Below are 17,931 nucleotides of genomic sequence, written 5' to 3'. Positions count from 1 at the left end.
GCACGTCCCGGTAAGATATCGTTAAGCCTCAAACGGATTTTGCACCAGAATAGTATCCTCGCGTTCGGGGCTGGTGGAAAGCAGCGCGACGGGGCACCCCACCAATTCCTCGATCCGGCGGACATATTTGATGGCCTGGGCCGGCAGGTCGGCCCAGGAACGGCCGTTTGCGGTCGGCTCCTTCCAGCCTTCGATGGTCTCGTAGATCGGCTCGACCCGGGCCTGGGCGCCCTCGCCCGCTGGCAGATGGTCGATTTCCTTGCCGTCCAGCATGTAGCCGGTGCAGACGTCGATCGAATCGAAGCCGTCGAGAATGTCGAGTTTCGTCAGCGCCAGACCGGTGATGCCGCAGGTGCGGACAGTCTGCCGGACCAAGACGGCATCGAACCAGCCGCAGCGGCGCTTGCGGCCGGTGTTGACGCCGAATTCCTTGCCGCGGCGACCGATCTCCTCGCCGATCTCGTTGTTGAGTTCGGTCGGGAACGGACCCTGGCCGACGCGCGTCGTGTAGGCTTTGCAGATGCCGAGCACATAGCCGACCGCGCCCGGGCCCATGCCGGTGCCGGTCGCCGCTTGCGCCGCCACCGTGTTGGACGACGTCACATAGGGATAGGTGCCGTGGTCGACGTCGAGCAGCGCGCCCTGCGCACCCTCGAACAGGATGCGTTTGCCCTCGCGCCGCTTGATGTCGAGCAGCCGCCACACCGTCTCGGCATAGGGCAGCAGCTGCGGCGCGAACGCGGTCAATTCGTCCTGGATGGCCTTGCCGTCGAACTCCGGCAGATTGAGGCCGCGGCGTAATGCATTGTGGTGAGCAAGCAACCGGTCGATCTTGTGCGGGAGCGTGTCGAGATCGGCGAGGTCCATCAAGCGGATGGCACGGCGGCCGACCTTGTCTTCGTAAGCCGGCCCGATGCCGCGACGGGTGGTGCCGATCGCGGTCGCGGCGTTGGAGGATTCGCGCAGCGCATCGAGCTCGCGATGCAACGGCAGGATCAGTGTGACGTTCTCCGCGATGCGCAGGTTGTCCGGGCTGATGGCGACGCCCTGTCCCTTCAGTTTTGCAACTTCGTCGAGGAAAGCCTGCGGATCGAACACCACGCCATTACCGATGACGGCGAGTTTCGACGGCCGCAGCACGCCGGACGGCAGCAGCGCCAGCTTGTAGGTCTCGCCGTTGATCACCAGGGTATGGCCGGCGTTATGGCCGCCCTGGAAGCGGACCACGATGTCCGCCTGCTCCGACAACCAGTCGACGATCTTGCCCTTTCCCTCGTCGCCCCATTGGGCGCCGACGACGACAACATTGGCCATTCGCGGGTAATCCTTCGAAGATTTCTCTGTAAGCGGCATGATCCAAACGGAAAACCGGTACCCACTTTTCCGGGACCATGCCTGCGCCCAGCCTGATTCCCGGCCAGAGGCCGTTCGCACGCGAGGCAGCCCAACCGGATAAAGGAAGCAGCCTCTCTAGGCAAGCAAGAACGGGGCTTTTTCGAGGCCCGAGGCCCATCCCAAGCCTTTGATATCCCCTGAAAATCCAGAAATATTCCGAGGCCGTGCGATAGCTTCGACCAAAGCGTAAGGCACCGCATCTGCCGCTGCATGGTCGCGATGCATCCGCCCCCCGTTGATGCAGCCTCGATTTCCGTGTCTTTGAGAGGAGCCGGGCCACGCGCCGGCCCGGACAACGCCGGGCCGGAAGGCTTCGGCGCATGACGCGGGGCCATAACAATCACAATGTCCGCCACCGGCCAGACCACAAGCGCGGAGACATCCGGTCACGGCTGGATCGCCAACCAGCCTTACCTGCTGCTCAGCATCACCGCGCTGTGCTGGGCCGGCAATGCCGTCGTCGGGCGGCTCGCCGCCGGCCACATCCCGCCGGTCACGCTGTCCTTCCTGCGCTGGTTCTTCGCCTTCCTGCTGGTGCTGCCGTTCGCCTGGAAACATCTGGCGCAGGACTGGCCCGCGATCCGCGGCAAGCTCGGCCTGATGGTCACGCTCTCGATCACGGGCATCGGCGCCTTCAACACTCTGCAATATTGGGCGCTGGAGCATACGCAGGCGCTCAATACTCTCCTGTTGCAATCGGCCGCACCGCTGGTCGTGGCGCTGTGGTCGCTGGCCATCCTCGGTATCAGGCTCACCGCGGCGCAGGCTTTTGGCGTGCTTCTGTCGATGTGCGGCGTGCTGATCATCCTGTTGCATGGCGATTTCACCACGCTGTCGAACATCGATTTCAACAAGGGCGACCTCATCTTCATCGTCGCGCTCATCATCTTCGCGCTGTATTCGGTGCTGACACTGAAGCGGCCGCCGATGCACGGCCTGTCGTTCCTCGCCTTCACTTTCGGCTGCGGTGCTGCCTGTCTCATTCCGCTGGAGATCTGGGAGCTGTCCGCGCGTCCCCTGATGAAACTCGACGGACCCAACCTCCTGACCCTGTTCTATGTCGCGGTGTTTCCGTCAACGCTCGCCTATCTCTGCTTCAACCGTGGTGTCCGCCTGATCGGCGCCAACCGCGCCGCACCGTTCTTCCACGTCGTGCCGGTGTTCGGCTCGATCATGGCGATGGCGTTCCTCGGCGAAAACCCGCAGGCGTTCCACTTCCTCGGGTTCGCGCTGGTGCTGGCCGGCGTGTTCGTGGCGTCGCGGAAGCAGGCGACATAACTGACGCCCAACGTCAGCCGATCTTGAACTTGCTGTACGCCTCGCTCGTCGCAATGATGACGTGCTCCGCGCAGCCGTTGACGCGATGCGGGTCGGCCTCCGTCTCATAGGCTTCTGACGTCATCATGGCGAGGAAAGCCGCGACGGTGGGATAATAGACCAGCGCCGCGAAATCCCAATCGTTTCCCTGCTGCGCGCCGAGCGCGACCGCCTTGGCGTCGCCGGTCCAGAGCAGCGTGCCGCCGCGCGCCTTGATCATGGGCACTGTGACGGCGCTGTAGCGCAAGTATGCGTCCCAACCGGATCCGTCGCCGTCGCACGAACGCTCGTGGAAGCGCATCAGATTCAGCATCACCACCGGGGCATCCTGATCGAGCCGCCCCAGGCCGTCGATGTTCAACATATTAACCGCCAATGCCGCCTCCTCTGGTCATGCCTGCATTGTAGCATTGCGGCGACGTGACTTGTGTCACTACGCAAATCCGGCGCAAGCTTGTATCCAACGCCAATGACGATCGCTTCGCCCGCGCCAAAGCCCCCCAATCCGGCCAGTTGGCTCAACAACCAGCCTTATCTGCTGCTCAGCCTGAGCTCACTGTTCTGGGCCGGCAACATCGTGCTCGCGCGCCATGTCGGCGCGCATGTGCCGCCGCTGACGGTGACCACGATCCGCTGGTTCGGCGTATTCCTGATCCTGTTGCCGTTCGCCTGGCCGCATCTGAAGCGCGATTGGCCGAATTTGCGCAAAAGCCTGCCGCTGATGCTGTTCCTGTCGCTGGTGGGCTTTGCCTTCAACAACGCGGTTTCGTACTGGGCGATGCAATATACGGAAGCGCTGAACGCGCTGCTGATCCAGTCGGCCGGACCGCTGTTCGTGGCGCTATGGTCGCTGGTGCTGTTCGGCGTCCGGCTGACGGGTGCGCAGCTCGCCGGCATCGCGATCTCGCTGCTCGGCGTGCTCGTCATCATCCTGCACGGCGATTTCGCGGCGCTCGCAAGCATCAGCTTCAACCGGGGTGACATCATGTTCGCCTCCTCGCTGGTCGCGTTCGGGATCTACTCCGCCTTCATTCCGCGGCGACCGAAGATCCACCAGCTCTCGTTTCTCTCCTTCACCACCTGCTGCGGCGCGACGATGCTGCTCCCGACCGCGATCTGGGAGGCCTGGAGCGGCCATGTCATGCAATTCGACACGGTGACGCTGGGGACGCTGGGTTACATCCTGATCTTTCCCTCGACGCTGGCCTATCTCTTCTTCAACCGCGGCGTGGCGCTGATCGGCCCGAATCGCGCCGCGCCGTTCTTCCATCTGGTGCCGGTGTTCGGCTCAGCGATGGCGATCCTGCTGCTCGGCGAAAAGCTCCAGCCTTTCCATTTGATCGGCTACCTGCTGGTGCTCGCCGGCGTCGTGATCGCCTCGCGCCAGGGCTCTGCGGTGAAGTAATTCCGCGGTGCGGAGACAAGGCGACAAACTCGCGCCTTCCGATTTCAACGAGGAGACGCTAGGTTCCCCGCCAACGAAAAAAGAGGGAACGACCAGACATGCTTTCAGCGTTGATCCGAAACCTGCGTGCCGTCGGCACCGCCGCTCTTTGTCTCGCCGCCGCATCCGCTGCGCAGGCCGACAATTATCCGAGCCGCAACATCACGCTGGTGCTGCCGTTTGCTGCCGGCAGCGGCACCGACACCACGACGCGGCTGATCTCGCAGCATTTGTCGCAGGCGCTGGGCGTCGGCATCGTCATCGAGAACAAGGCGGGAGCCAACGGCATGATCGCCGCGACCTATGTCGCGCGTGCCGCCCCCGACGGCTACACGCTGCTGGTGACCACCAACACCACGCATTCGGCCAATCCCTATCTGCTCAAAAGCCTGACCTACGATCCGGTCAAGGACTTCACCCCGATCGCGCGCACCGGCGACCTGCCCTTCATGCTGGTGATCCACCCGGAAGTACCGGCCAAGACCGTCGGCGAGCTGGTCGCCTACGGCAAGGCCAATCCCGGCAAGCTGAGCTACGCCTCGGGCTCGTCCTCGGCGATCGTGTCAGGCGCGACCTTTGCGCACAATGCCGGGCTCGACCTCCTGCACGTGCCCTACAAGAGCTCGCCGCCGGCGCTCAACGACGTCATGGGCGGCCGCGTGTCGATGATGTTCGTGGATATCCTAACCGGCCTGCCCCACGTCCAGGGCAACGCGCTACGTGCGCTCGCCGTGACGACGAAGGACCGCTCATCGCTGGTGCCGACCCTGCCCTCGATGCAGGAGGCCGGCGTGCCGGACTTCGACATCTCGTCGTGGCAGGGCTATTTTGGTCCCGCCGGTATGCCCAAGGACATCGTGACGCGGCTCAACGCCGAGATCCGGAAGATCGTCGAGAAGCCGGAAATCAAGACCCAGCTCGCCACCCTCGGCATGGACGCATTTTCGGGCACGCCGGAGCAGCTCGGCACGTTCGTGAACGAACAGCTGGTGTTGTGGGAGAAACTGATCCGGGAAGCGGGGATCGAGAAGCAGTAGGACGGTCTCGTGTCCCGGACACGGCGCAGCGCGAAGCGGTGCGACGCAGAGCCGGGACCCAGAATGCGACAGGCATGGGCCCCGGCTCTGCAGCGCACCGCTGAAGAAGCGCTGCGCTGCGTCCGGGGCACGAGAATCTGTCTTACGCTGCGCGCACCTTGGCGAGGAAGCCATCCACCGCGCTGCGCAGCGCGCCGGACTGGTTGTCCAGCTCGCGGGCATTGGTCAGCACGTCGGAGGCGGCCGTACCGGTGGCTTCCGCGGCCGAGGCGACGCTGCCGATATGGGTGTTGATCTCGCTCGAGCCGGCCGCGACCGACTGGATGTTGCGGGCGATCTCGCGGGTGGCCTCGCCCTGCTGCTCGATCGACGCGGAAATGCCCGCGGTGATCTCGCTCATCTCGGCGATGGTCTGGGTGATACCGCCGATGGCTGCGACCGCATCGCTGGTCGAGGTCTGCATCGCCGCGACCTGGGCGGAGATTTCCTCGGTCGCCTTGGCGGTCTGGTTGGCAAGCGCCTTGACCTCGGAGGCGACGACGGCGAAACCGCGACCGGATTCACCGGCACGGGCCGCCTCGATGGTAGCGTTGAGGGCGAGCAAATTGGTCTGCGCGGCGATCGAGTGGATCAGCTTGACCACCTCGCCGATCTTCTCGGCTCCGGTGGAGAGCCCCTGCACCGTGGCGTTGGTGCGTTCGGCGTCGTTGACGGCGCGGCTCGCCACCTCGGTCGAGCGCGTCACCTGGCGGGAGATTTCCGCAACCGAGCTCGACAGCTCTTCCGCGGCCGCAGCAACCGTGCCGACATTGCCCGACGCTCTCTGTGAGGCCGCGCCGACAGTCGCCGCACGCGTAGAGGCGTCGCTGGCGGTCGCGGTCATCGACTGCGCCGTGGCTTGCATGCCCGTCGCGGCCGAGGAGACCGAGCGGACGATGCCGTTGACGCTGCGTTCGAAGTCGCTGGCAATGCCCTCCATCGTGCTGCGACGTTCCGCCGCGGAGCGATCCTTGGCATCCGCTTCGGTCCTTTCCAGACCGCGAATGCGAACAGCGTTGTCCTTGAATATCTGGACGGTCGAAGCCATCGCGCCGACCTCATCGCTGCGGCCGACACCGGGGATGTCGCCCTCGAGCTTGCCGTCGGCGAGATCCTTCATGCGGGTACCGAGCAGCGCGAGCGGACGGCTGATGCTGCGGCCGATCAGCCAGGCAACGCTGCCGGCGACGATCATGATGCCGAGCATGGCGAAGCCAAGCAGCCAGTAGACCGGGCCCATCTTGGCGTCGATATCGTCGAGATAGGCGCCCGTGCCGATGAACATGTCGAGACCGGGGACTGCCATCGCATAGCCGATCTTGCGGATCAGCGTGTCCTGACCGAGCTTCACATATTCATAATACAGCATCGTGTCGCCGTTGGCCTTCACGCCTGCCATCAATTCGCGGTTCAGCTTGCGGCCGTTGGTTTCGACGTCCATGCGATCGATACCGATCTGCTTGGGATCGGGCGCGAGCTGCGTGATGCCATCATAGGAGGTGCCGAACAGATAGCCGGCGCCCTTGTCGTAGGTCATCGCGTTGCCATAGCGCCGAAGCTCCGTCATCGCGGCGTCCTTCGTCAGCTCGCCGGCGTCGATGCGCTTCTTCAGCGTAATCGCATAGTTGCGACCCATCTCGACGATGGCCTTGGCCTGGTCGATGCGCGCATTCACCATCTCGCGCTTCATCAGATAGCCGGCAAGAACCCCGGAAATACACAGGCCAAACAAGGTGACGCCGACAAGAATGCCGAGCTTGGGGGCGATCTTCAGATTGCTCAATTTCACGGGAGGCTCCGGCAACAAAGGGATAAGGACGCGCGAGTGAGTCGGTCGAAATTAAATCAAGTTTTAGTGGGGACCCCTTAGCAACCTGTTACGGGACGCCCCGTAGAAGCCCGGAGAAGGCGTCGAACCGGTCGTATAAATCACCTCAACGACAACTGGGAATTGTACGCGACTTGCCCGATTTCGCGTAAAAGGCGCAAAGGCCCGCGCGAAGGCCGGGTCCCAACAAGAAACCAAATCGGGAGCAGGACATGCCGAAATACAGGGTGGTGACGCCGAAAGGCGCGAGCTTCACCGTCGCGAGCAGCGATTATTCCTACGAGCGCGAGGCGCTCGATCCGATCGATGCCGAGATCGTCGAGGCTCCTGCCGACGAGGCCGGGTTCATCGCCGCCGCGAAGACCGCCGACGCCATCTACGCCAAGGGCATCCCGATCACCAAGACCATCATCGATGCGCTGGAGACCTGCAAGGTCATCACGCTCGGCTCCGTCGGCGTCGACAGCGTCGACATCAAGGCCGCGACGGCGCGCGGCATTCCCGTCACCAACATCCCCGACACCTTCATCGAGGAGGTCGCCGACCATGCCATGATGCTGCTGCTCGCCGGCTTCCGCCGGCTGGTCGAGCAGGACCGGATGGTGCGCAGCGGCCGCTGGGCCGAGGGCCGGCCGGCGCTGTCGAAGATTCCGCGGCTGATGGGCCAGACGCTCGGCTTCGTCTCGTTCGGCCGCGTCGCGCGTGCGGTTGCGAAGCGCGCGGCGCCGTTCGGCCTGCGCATGATAGCCTACGATCCGTTCATCCAGGAAACGCTGATGTCCGACCACGGCGTGATCCCGGCAACGCTGAACGAGGTGTTGTCGCAATCCGATTTCGTCTCAATGCATGCCCCCGCCCGGCCGGAGGTGCATCATATGCTCACCGAGAAGCACTTCCGGCAGATGAAGAAGGGTTCGGTCTTCATCAACACCGGCCGCGGCGCCACCGTGGACGAGGAAAGCCTGATCAAGGCGCTCCAGGAGGGCTGGATCGCCCATGCCGGCCTCGACGTGCTGGAGAAGGAACCGCCCTCGCACAACAATCCGCTGCTCGGCATGGAGAACGTGACCCTGACCGCCCATGTCGCCTCGGCCTCGGCACGGTTCGACGAGGCGCGCAAGCGCCGGGTGGGCTACGAATTGTCACTGGTGCTTCAGGGCATGTGGCCGGTAAGCTGCGTCAATCCGTCGGTGCTGCAAGACACCGCGCTCCGCCGCTGGCAGCCTGTCAGCATGGACCGCGGTCCGAACAGCTAGGCGGCCGGCCGCCAGGCGCGCCGGAAACCGAAAAGACCCTTCACCGGCGATCAACGCCGGGAAGGGAAACATATAGGGAGAAATCGATGAGGAACGACATCACACGTCGTGATGCCTTGGCGCTGGGCCTGTCCGCTGCCGCGATCGCGGCAACCGGTGCTCCGGCGAACGCCCAATCCGCGATCAAGGCCGCCGACGTCCCCGCACCGAAACTGCCGATCGAGAAAGGCGCAACCCTGCGCATGCTGCGACCGGTACGCTTCGTCCAGGCCGACGAAGACGTGTTCCGCGCCAATGCGGCAAAATTCACCAAGGAGACCGGTGTCGAGGTCAAGGTCGATTTCGTCGGCTGGGAAGACATCAACCAGCAGACTGCGGTGACCTCGAATTCCGGCGCCGGTCCCGACATCATCATCGGCTTCTCCGACGCACCGCACATCTATGTCGACAAGCTGGTCGAGCTGACCGACGTCGCCGACTATCTCGGCAAGCGCTACGGCGGCTGGCTGCCGCTGGCGCAGCGCTACGGCAAGAAGAACAAGAGCCCCACCTGGATCGGGCTGCCGTTTGGCGCCACCGCGGGGCCTCTGATCTACCGCAAATCGATCCTGCAATCGGTGGGCTTCGACAAGGTGCCGGAAGACCATGCCGGGATCCTCGACCTGTGCCGGAAGCTCCAGAAGGCCGGCAAGCCGGCAGGCTTCGCGCTCGGCAATGCCAAGGGCGACGGCAACGGCTTCGCGAGCTGGGCGCTGTGGTCGCACAACGCGGCCCTGCTCGACGAAGAGGGCAACGTCGTCATCAACAGCAAGGAGACGATCGCCGCACTGAACTGGGTCAAGCAGCTCTACCCGACCTTCATCGCCGGCACGACGTCATGGAATGACGTCAGCAACAACCGCGCCTACGCCGCGCAGGAGATCGCGCTGACCGCCAACGGCGTCTCGCTGTATTTCTCGCTGAAGAACGATCCCGCGACCAAGGCGATCGCCGACGACAGCGAGCATCAGTTGCTGCCGAAGGGCTTGGCCAAGGTCTCTCCGATGGCGGGCCTGACCCTGAACGCCATGGTGTTCAAGCACAGCCAGTACCCCAACGCCGCAAAGGCCTTCCTGCAATACATGCTGGAAAAGGACCAGTACGAGCCTTGGCTCAACGCCAACTCCGGTTACTGGTCCCAGCCGCTCGCCGCCTATGGCGAGGCCGGCGTGTGGGCGCAGGATCCCAAGGTGAAGCTGTTCAAGGACACAATGAACAGCACCTACTATGACGGCTACGCCGGCCCGATCTCGACGGCGACCGGTGCCGTCAGCGCCGACTACGTGCTGATTCAGATGTTCGCGTCCGTTGCGACCGGCGCTGCCACGCCGGAAGCCGCGGCCGCGGAAGCCGAGCAGCGCAGCAAGCGGTACTTCCGGCGCCAGAAATAACGCCCGACGATAAAGCGACCGTCATTGCGAGAGCGAAGCGACTAAGCAATCCAGACTGTAACTGCGCAGACAGACTGGATTGCTTCGCTTCGCTCGCAATGACGGATATGGTGACAGCCTAGAACAGGACGCCTGACCGATGTCCGTGACCACCCTCTCCTCCCCCGTACTCGCACAGCGGCAGCCATCCTGGCTGGTACGCCTGTTCGACTACAAGCCGTTCCTGATCGTGATGTGCCTCGCACCCGCGATCGGGCTGCTCGCGGTGTTCCTGACCTATCCGCTGGGCCTCGGCATCTGGCTCGCCTTCACCGACACAACGATCGGCAGAAAAGGCGTCTACGTCGGCCTGGAGAACTTCCAGTATCTGCTCACCGATTCCCTGTGGTGGAACGCGGTGTTCTACAGCGTGGTGTACACGGCGATCGCGACGTTCGGGAAGTTCGCGCTCGGCTTCTGGCTCGCGCTGCTGCTCAACAACCATTTTCCGCTCAAGAGCCTGTTGCGTGCGATCATCCTGATGCCCTGGATCGTGCCGACGGTGCTGTCGGCGCTGGCGTTCTGGTGGATCTACGATCCGCAGTTCTCGATCATCTCCTACCTCCTGGTCGACGTGCTGCATTGGCGCACGACCAATATCGACTTCCTCGGCTCGCCCTGGCCGGCGCGCTTCTCGCTGATCGCCGCCAACATCTGGCGCGGTATTCCATTCGTCGCGATCTCGCTGCTGGCGGGGCTGCAGACCATCTCGCCCTCGCTCTACGAGGCGGCGATGCTCGATGGCGCCACCGCCTGGCAGCGCTTCCGCTATATCACCTTCCCGATGATGATGCCGATCCTCGCCATCGTCATGACTTTCTCCATCATCTTCACCTTCACCGACTTCCAGCTCGTCTACGCCATCACCCGTGGCGGCCCCGGCAACTCGACCCATTTGCTGGCAACGCTGGCCTTCCAGCGCGGCATTGCCGGCGGCGAGCTCGGTGAAGGTGCGGCGATCGCGGTCTCGATGATCCCGTTCCTGGTGTTCGCGACGCTGTTCTCATATTTCGGCCTCGCGCGCCGCAAATGGCAGCAGGGAGAGAACAATGACTGATCTTGTCGCTCAACCGGCCACCGCCGACGCGAAGGCCGCGCCCGACACCATGGCCTGGGATTCCGGGCTGCGGCGGCTGATGATGATCTACCTGCCGCTCGGCTGCTTCGTACTGATCCTGCTGTTTCCGTTCTACTGGATGGCGATCACGTCGTTCAAGCCGAACGCCGAACTGATGAACTACAAGGAGCACAATCCGTTCTGGATCTCCTCGCCGACGCTTGCCCATATCAAGCATCTCTTGTTCGACACCGCCTATCCACGCTGGCTGTGGACGACGATGCTGGTCGCGATCGGCTCGACCACGCTGTCGCTGATCGCGAGCACGCTTGCCGCCTATGCAATCGAACGCCTGCGCTTTCGCGGCAGCGCCTATGTCGGTCTCGGCATCTATCTCGCTTATCTCGTGCCGCCGTCGATCCTGTTCATTCCTCTCGCAACCGTGGTCGTGCAGTTCGGCCTGTTCGACAGCCCGCTTGCCCTGATCCTGGTCTATCCGACCTTTCTGGTGCCGTTCTGCACCTGGCTGCTGATCGGCTATTTCAAGTCGATCCCCTACGAGCTCGAGGAATGCGCGCTGGTGGACGGCGCCACGCGGCTGCAGATCCTGCGCCGGATCACGCTGCCACTGGCGGTACCTGGTCTGATTTCAGCCGGCATCTTCTCTTTCACGCTGTCCTGGAACGAGTTCATCTACGCGCTCGCCTTCATCCAGAGCGGCGCCAACAAGACCGTGCCGGTCGCGATCCTGACCGAACTCGTCACCGGCGACGTCTACCAGTGGGGGGCGTTGATGGCGGGATCGCTGCTCGGCTCGCTGCCGGTCGCGATCTTCTACTCGCTGTTCGTGGATTATTACGTGTCGTCACTGACCGGCGCGGTAAAGGAGTAACCGCGGCTGCAGCGTTGGGCCCGGTTTCACAACACGCGATCCGCATAAGACGGCCTTCGCTAACAGGAGACGCATAACAATCTGCCGTTCTCGTCCAGCCGCGATCCCAACGAGGCCGACGACGACGAGTTCATGCTGCTCGACGTCGCGGATTTCCTGAAGGCGAAGTAGGGCTCGGTTCTCTCGAAACCGAGCCGGCTGGACGTGACCTGTCGATGCGCGCGGCGCCGCCAGTGGCCGGACTCTAGCCAGCCGGCACGATCACCATGCTCTTGTCCTTCGGCCAGCGGATGCGCCAGACAAAGTTGATGTCCTTGACCTCGGCGGGTTTGGCGTCGAACGACCATTCCAGCACGCCGCGCCGGTCGCGGATATTGCTTGCGGTCGGCGGCGTGGTCGCCGGCAGCATCTCCACCACGATGTCCTCGTTCTCGCTGACCGGCAGCTGATCCTCGATCGCAACCCTGATCGGGAAGTCGTGGCCGTTGCGGACGGTGGTCTTGAATGCGCGCTCGTCGGTCTTCGACGTCGTGACCAAGAGACCGGCCGAACCTTCGTTGCGCTTGAGCACGGCGCGCTCGACCTTGACCTTGTCGTCGGCGCCGAAGCCGAGCCGCACGATGTCGTCTTTGGCGGAGGCCAAGAGCTTGCCGCGGCCGACGAAGACGCCGTCGCGATAGATCGCGACCTTGCCCGGCAGCAGCGTAGTATCGTCGGTCTGCTTGAAGCTGGCTTCGAGGAAGGCGATCGGGTCCATCACCGGTGCCGCGCGTACCATGAGATCGGCCGGCACGTTCATCGAAGCGATGCGCAGGCTCTTGGCGCCCTCGGCGGCGCCGAGGCTGACACGGCCCGGAATCCTGAAGGTGGCCTGGAAATCGCCGATTTCGGCAACCGCCTGCTGTTCGTCGGCGCGCTCCGCAAGATCTTCCCTGGATCTGCCAGCGTAGGCGGGGGCTTCCACCTTTCGCTGCATCGGTGCCGCCGCAGGCATCGCCGTATCGGAGACTGAACCCAACGCGCGCGGCTTCGGGACTTGCAAATACTGCGCGACAAGCGAGTTCAGCTCCGGCGCGCTGCCGCCGCGACCGAGGCGAACCGTGGAGACGCCGAGCGTCACGTTCGACCAATCCTCGCCGGTCGATTGCGTGACCTCGGCGCGGCGGACCAGCTCGAGTTGCGGCTTGCGGTCCTTGGCGCCGGTGTCGAGCCGGGCGTCGTAGAGCGGCAGCCAGCGCGCGTTACGCACGGCATAGGTCACACGCAGCGTTGCCTTGGTCGCGGCCGCCGAGGCGACGTCGATCCGCACCTCGAGCTTGCTCGGCGGTTTGGCCGAGCGCTCGGCTTCGAGTTGCACGATCTGGCGATCGATCTCGCGCTGTTTCCGCGTGGCATCTCGGATCGCAGTGTCGGCGGTCGCGATCTCCTCACCGACCGCGCCAAACGCCGCCCGCCATTCGGTGATCGGGCGCGCTTCGCCCTTTTCACCGAGGCCGGCGGGGGACGCTTCGGCAAACCGCTGGGCGAATTTGCGCCGCGCAACCGCCGCATCGATTGCTCCTTGCAAGTCGGAGCGCTCGTCCTTGAGCGTTTCGATCCGCTTGTCGAGTTCGGACAGGTTGACCGGCGGCGCCGCACGCGGCGGCCGCGCATCGATCGTGCCGATGGTGAGTTTTGCGCCCGCCTCGCCTTCGACGCGGAGGGAGGACGGATCGAGCGAGAGCGGAAAATCCTTGGCGACCAGCGTGCTGTCGCCGGAGGCAACGTCCAGCGCGATGATACGGGTGACGGTGGCGCCATCGGGATAGACGGTGACGGTGTCGATCGCCGATGTGGCGTCGACGTCTGCGGCCCATGACGGCAACGCGGCCGCACTGGTCACCAGGACCAGACTCGTCGTCGCCAGATATTTTGCGATGATGCGCATAAATTTCCTCCCTGCCGATATCGCCGCGCCGCAGCCGGACGCGCGAAAAGATGCCGCGCCATGTGATGAGACGCGGCAGCGAAGGAACTGGTTCGATTGGGGTTTCCGTGGGGCGCGGCCGCGGCGGCACCAAGGCCGCGGAACGTGGCGTCCCGCGGCGAAGCTTTTGACTTGAGACTTTAGACTTGGGTGGGCGAACCCTGGCCGAAGATGCGGCGGAGCAGATCGGTGACGTTCTTGGCTCCGGCCTTTTTCAGGATGCCGGCGCGATAGCCCTCGACCGTTCGTGCGCTCAAATGCATGCGTCGGGCGATCTCCTTGTTGGTGAGGCCGGCGGCGAGATGTTCGAGCACGTCGCCTTCACGCCCGGCCAGGGGTTCGCAGCCGGGCAGCCAGCGCTGTCGGTGAGAGCCGGGCTGTGCGAATTCGTCGATGGCGGCATCGATCCGGTCGACGATATCGTGGGTGCGGAACGGTTTTTCGATGAAATCGGCCGCGCCGCTCTTGATCGCGTCAACCGCCATGGCGATGCTGCCGTTAGCCGCAGTCACCAGCACCGGCGCCATGCAGTTTTCCTCACGCAGGCGCTTGAGCACGTCGAGGCCGGAGCGATCGGGCGGCATTTCCAGCAGCACGCAAGCCGGCATCCGCGCCTTGGCTTCCGAGAGCAGAGACGCACCGTCGGCAAAGCAAATCACGTCATAGGCGCTCTGTTGGAGCGCGGTGGAAAGTTGTTCTCGGGAGGCGGCGTCGGTGTCGATGACGAATACCTCACCCTTGGAAAGCATGTTTCCCGGCATGATCCCGATCCAATAATGTCTTGCTCAAATGATCCGAGACGGCCGAGGGCCTCATAGCGCCCCGCGTCGTGAGCACGGCATCCGCGCCAGTGCTTCGGTTTCACTTATGTATGTTCCACCCTGTTTCCGGATTTGACGGATCGGGACAGAAACTTTACATTTCGGGACATCTGCGGGAATGGCTGACAGGAACGGGTCGCATGACCGACCTCATTCGCAGCGCAGGCTTGAGCTATTACCCGGAGGTCGCCCGGTCGGTCGGGCTCGACCCCAAACAGATGATGCGCAAGGTCAGACTGCCGCTGGCCTGCCTTGAAAAGCCCGACACGCCCATTGCCGTCACCGGTCTCCGCCGCCTGCTCGAATTGTCGGCAGAAGCTTCCGGGGCCGAAGATTTCGGCTTGCGGCTCGCCGAGCGCGGCGGGCTGACCAATTTCGGCGCGGTTGGCCTGATCGTGCGCGAACAGGCGACCGTCGGCGAAGCCATCGAAGCCTTCTCGCGCTTCATCCCCATCCATCACGACGGCATGAAGCTGGACGTCACCCGCAACAAGCAGACCGTGACCGTTACGCTGCATCTGCGTGGCCGCCAACCGACGGCGCCGCGGCAGTCGATCGACATGGCGCTCGGGAGCGTCCACCGCATCATTCAGTCGCTGTTCGGCAGCGATTGGCGGCCGCAGGAAGTCCACCTGCATTATCCACCGCCGCACGACCGCAAGCGCTACCGCGAGTTCTACGGCTGCCGTGTGACTTTCAATGCGGAGAACGATTCGATCCTGTTGTCGGCACACGACATGGAGCGCCGGATCCCGAGCGCGCATCCGCTGATCGCGAGCTATCTGCGCAAGCGGATCGAGGCGATCGAGACACGGCCGGCAAGCTGGGAGGAGAAGGTCGACGAGGTCGTGCGCCTCCTGCTCGCCAGCGGCGACTGCACGGTCGAGCGCGTGGCCGAGCACCTCGCCTGCACCCGCCGCACCATCCACCGCCACCTCGCCGAAGCCGGCACCAGCTTCTCGGCCATTCACGACACGCAGCGCGCCGATCTCGTGGTCCAGCTGATCGACGACCCTGACCGGCCGCTGGCCGACATCGCCGTGCAGCTCGGCTTCTCCGCACAGAGCGCCATGGCCCGCTGGTTCCGCGGCCGCTTCGGCTGCACCATCACCGCATGGCGCAAAGGCGTCCGGCCACCGGCGGCGGCCGCAGCCTGAATTTCAAGGCCGATCACATCGTCCGCACGAACATGCGAAAGCCCGGCGCGCCGATGATCGCCTCGAAGGCGGGATCGCGCTTCTCTTCCGCAAAGACAAATCCGGCCTTGGCGTAGGCGCGCTCGGCGGCCTCGTTGCCAATCAGGAAGGAGATTGTCGCCCGGGCAAATCCAGCCGCACGGCCCTTCTCCAGCGCATGCGTAATCAACGCCTGCACCAGGCCGCGGCCGCGATAGGCGGGCTCGGTCGCGACATACTCGATCATCCAATCGCCCTCGCCGCCCTGAACCCAGCAGGCGCGCGTGTAGGCGCCGCGTTGGCGGATGGCGTCCAGGTCCGAAGCGGGGAGCCCGGTCGCAGCACCGACCTCCTCGATCGCACGCCACGCCGCGGGTCCCGTGCCCGCCGCAGGCACGGCGCAGAGCGCGGCGCCCGGCTGCCCGTCGATCTCGGCGACCAGAAATTGCGACACGTGCCACATCGACACCGCGCGCGCGACCGCGACGCGGGCGATGAAATCGCGGCACTGTGTTTCAGGCCAGCCGAGCGCAACGTCGAACCAGCCGCGCGGCCGGTAGCCGCGCTGCGATGACAGGATGGTTTGTGCGATAAAATCGGCGTCTTCAGGACGCGCAGACCTTATCGTCATGCGCGCCCCCTTTTGCCAAGATCTTACGTGTTCTTCAGCGCGACGCGGAATTCGGCTTCGGTCTTGGCCTTGACCTCGTCGAGGGAGACGCCGTCGGCGAGCTCGATCAACGCCATGCCGCCGTTGCCATGCTTGTCGATGGTGAAGACGGCCAGGTCAGTCACCACCATGTCGACCACGCGCTCGCCGGTCAGCGGCAGATTGCACTGCTTCAGAAGCTTCGAGCCGTCCTTGGCCGAATGCTCCATCACCACGACGACGCGCTTGACGCCGGCGACGAGATCCATCGCGCCGCCCATGCCCTTGACCATCTTGCCGGGGATCATCCAGTTGGCGAGATCGCCGTTCTGGGCCACCTGCATTGCGCCGAGGATCGACAGGTCCATGTGGCCGCCGCGGATCATGCCGAAAGAGTCAGCGCTCGAGAAATACGAGGTCGAGGGCAGCTCGCTCACGGTCTGCTTGCCGGCGTTGATGAGATCGGCGTCCTCTTCGCCCTCGTACGGGAACGGCCCCATGCCGAGCATGCCGTTCTCGCTCTGCAGGCTGACATCGACGCCATCCGGGATGTAGTTCGAGACCAGCGTCGGGATGCCGATGCCGAGATTGACGTAATAGCCGTCACGCAATTCCTTCGCGGCGCGCGCAGCCATCTGTTCACGGGTCCAGGCCATGTGTATCTCCTGATACGCTTAAGCGGCGGTGCGCGGGCGGGTGTTGCGGAATTCGATGCGCTTCTTGGCCGTTCCGACCTCGACGATGCGCTTTACGAAAAGACCGGGCGTGTGGATGTGGTCGGGATTGAGTTCGCCGGCCGGAACCAGATGCTCGACCTCGGCCACCGTGACTTTGGCGGCGGTTGCCATCATCGGGTTAAAGTTGCGCGCGGTTTTGCGGTAGATGAGGTTGCCGGCGGTGTCGCCCTTCCAGGCGTGGACGATGGCGAGGTCGGCGAACAAGCCGCGCTCCATCAGGTATTTCTGTCCGTCGAATTCCTTCACTTCCTTGCCTTCGGCGATCAGCGTGCCGACGCCGGTCTTGGTGTAGAAGGCCGGAATGCCGGCGCCGCCCGCGCGGATGCGCTCGGCCAGCGTGCCCTGCGGGTTGAATTCGAGTTCCAGCTCACCGGCGAGGAATTGCTGGGCGAACAGCTTGTTCTCGCCGACATAGGACGAGATCATCTTCTTGATCTGGCGTGTTTCCAGCAGGCGGCTAAGCCCGATGCCGTCGACGCCGGCATTGTTGGAGACGACCGTCAGGCCCTTGACGCCGGACTCGCGGATCGCGTCCGACAGCGTCTCGGCAATGCCGCAGAGGCCGAAGCCGCCCGACATGATCATCATGCCGTCTTTCAGAACGCCCTCGAGAGCCGACCTGGCGTCGGGATAGACCTTGTTCATGCAAATAACCTTCGAGTGAACCTTCGGCTTGCAGGCGTCGCGCCTTATTGGCGGCGATTATTAGGCGAAATCGTCCGAAGCCGTCAATGATACGGGGTTCTCCGCCCGGTAGCCTGGTGGTAGAAGCTTGCCCACGCCGTGGGCAGAACCGTCCGCGGCCTTGAAAGCGACAAGAAAACCCATCAAGTTGCGGGGGTTGGGTGT

The 17,931-nt window shown here is 64.0% G+C and carries 16 protein-coding genes; 8 read left to right on the top strand and 8 right to left on the bottom strand.

The genetic code is table 11. From position 1 onward, the window contains the following. Positions 1–21 precede the first annotated feature (21 nt). A complete protein-coding gene (locus IVB27_RS36805; protein ID WP_247343225.1) occupies positions 22–1,314 on the bottom strand; it encodes an adenylosuccinate synthase in 1,293 nt (430 codons plus the stop codon). Positions 1,315–1,740: 426 nt separating this feature from the next. On the opposite strand from IVB27_RS36805, the gene IVB27_RS36800 reads away from it, so the two are divergent. Further along, the gene (locus IVB27_RS36800; protein WP_247447532.1) at positions 1,741–2,673 is read left to right on the top strand and encodes a DMT family transporter; all 933 of its coding nucleotides are present in this window, start codon (positions 1,741–1,743) and stop codon (positions 2,671–2,673) included. A 13-nt stretch (positions 2,674–2,686) separates the two neighbouring features. Here IVB27_RS36800 and IVB27_RS36795 read toward each other — a convergent pair whose 3' ends face one another. Then, positions 2,687–3,076 carry a DUF1330 domain-containing protein gene (locus IVB27_RS36795; RefSeq protein ID WP_524536545.1) on the bottom strand — a complete coding sequence of 130 codons (390 nt, stop codon included), beginning with the start codon at positions 3,074–3,076 and terminating at the stop codon, positions 2,687–2,689. 105 nt (positions 3,077–3,181) lie between these two features. Between IVB27_RS36795 and IVB27_RS36790 the strand changes: the two genes are divergently transcribed. Beyond that, entirely contained in the window at positions 3,182–4,117 is a 936-nt protein-coding gene (locus IVB27_RS36790) for a DMT family transporter (RefSeq protein WP_247447530.1), read from the top strand. A gap of 98 nt (positions 4,118–4,215) precedes the next feature. Further along, a complete protein-coding gene (locus IVB27_RS36785; protein ID WP_247447529.1) occupies positions 4,216–5,193 on the top strand; it encodes a Bug family tripartite tricarboxylate transporter substrate binding protein in 978 nt (325 codons plus the stop codon). 142 nt (positions 5,194–5,335) lie between these two features. Here the strand turns inward: IVB27_RS36785 and IVB27_RS36780 are convergent, their stop codons facing one another. After that, on the bottom strand, positions 5,336–7,021 hold the full coding sequence (locus IVB27_RS36780) for a methyl-accepting chemotaxis protein (RefSeq protein WP_247447528.1): 1,686 nt from the start codon (positions 7,019–7,021) through the stop codon (positions 5,336–5,338). A 251-nt stretch (positions 7,022–7,272) separates the two neighbouring features. Here IVB27_RS36780 and IVB27_RS36775 point away from each other — a divergent pair, with 251 nt between their 5' ends. The 4 genes from IVB27_RS36775 to IVB27_RS36760 all read left to right on the top strand — a co-directional run bounded on the left by IVB27_RS36775 (position 7,273) and on the right by IVB27_RS36760 (position 11,734). Further along, positions 7,273–8,316 (top strand): C-terminal binding protein, encoded by a 1,044-nt coding sequence (locus IVB27_RS36775; protein ID WP_247447527.1) that lies wholly within the window; start codon positions 7,273–7,275, stop codon positions 8,314–8,316. A gap of 86 nt (positions 8,317–8,402) precedes the next feature. Beyond that, positions 8,403–9,746, top strand: coding sequence for an ABC transporter substrate-binding protein (locus IVB27_RS36770; protein ID WP_247447526.1), 1,344 nt, complete (start codon positions 8,403–8,405; stop codon positions 9,744–9,746). 139 nt (positions 9,747–9,885) lie between these two features. After that, positions 9,886–10,842 (top strand): carbohydrate ABC transporter permease, encoded by a 957-nt coding sequence (locus IVB27_RS36765; protein WP_247343201.1) that lies wholly within the window; start codon positions 9,886–9,888, stop codon positions 10,840–10,842. Beyond that, complete coding sequence (locus tag IVB27_RS36760; protein ID WP_456648463.1) at positions 10,835–11,734, top strand: carbohydrate ABC transporter permease; 900 nt, start codon at positions 10,835–10,837, stop codon at positions 11,732–11,734. The genes IVB27_RS36765 and IVB27_RS36760 overlap by 8 nt, the downstream gene beginning before the upstream one ends. A gap of 244 nt (positions 11,735–11,978) precedes the next feature. Here IVB27_RS36760 and IVB27_RS36755 read toward each other — a convergent pair whose 3' ends face one another. Both IVB27_RS36755 and IVB27_RS36750 read right to left on the bottom strand, forming a co-directional pair. After that, entirely contained in the window at positions 11,979–13,661 is a 1,683-nt protein-coding gene (locus tag IVB27_RS36755) for a mucoidy inhibitor MuiA family protein (RefSeq protein WP_247447525.1), read from the bottom strand. A gap of 179 nt (positions 13,662–13,840) precedes the next feature. Beyond that, entirely contained in the window at positions 13,841–14,461 is a 621-nt protein-coding gene (locus IVB27_RS36750; RefSeq protein WP_247447524.1) for a response regulator transcription factor, read from the bottom strand. Between the two features lie 200 nt (positions 14,462–14,661). On the opposite strand from IVB27_RS36750, the gene IVB27_RS36745 reads away from it, so the two are divergent. Continuing rightward, complete coding sequence (locus IVB27_RS36745) at positions 14,662–15,678, top strand: AraC family transcriptional regulator (protein ID WP_247447523.1); 1,017 nt, start codon at positions 14,662–14,664, stop codon at positions 15,676–15,678. 13 nt (positions 15,679–15,691) lie between these two features. Here the strand turns inward: IVB27_RS36745 and IVB27_RS36740 are convergent, their stop codons facing one another. Genes IVB27_RS36740 through IVB27_RS36730 form a run of 3 tightly spaced genes read right to left on the bottom strand, consistent with a single transcriptional unit; the run spans position 15,692 to position 17,727 of the window. Beyond that, positions 15,692–16,327, bottom strand: a complete 636-nt coding sequence (locus IVB27_RS36740) for a GNAT family N-acetyltransferase (RefSeq protein ID WP_247447522.1) — start codon at positions 16,325–16,327, stop codon at positions 15,692–15,694. 23 nt (positions 16,328–16,350) lie between these two features. Beyond that, a complete protein-coding gene (locus IVB27_RS36735; RefSeq protein WP_247343187.1) occupies positions 16,351–17,001 on the bottom strand; it encodes a CoA transferase subunit B in 651 nt (216 codons plus the stop codon). Between the two features lie 18 nt (positions 17,002–17,019). Next, positions 17,020–17,727, bottom strand: coding sequence for a CoA transferase subunit A (locus tag IVB27_RS36730; protein WP_247447521.1), 708 nt, complete (start codon positions 17,725–17,727; stop codon positions 17,020–17,022). Positions 17,728–17,931: the final 204 nt, after the last annotated feature.

The organism is Bradyrhizobium sp. 197, from assembly GCF_023073375.1.
Taxonomy (GTDB): domain Bacteria; phylum Pseudomonadota; class Alphaproteobacteria; order Rhizobiales; family Xanthobacteraceae; genus Bradyrhizobium.
Note: the sequence above shows the minus strand (reverse complement) of the source record. Positions and strands in the feature narration are given on the sequence as shown.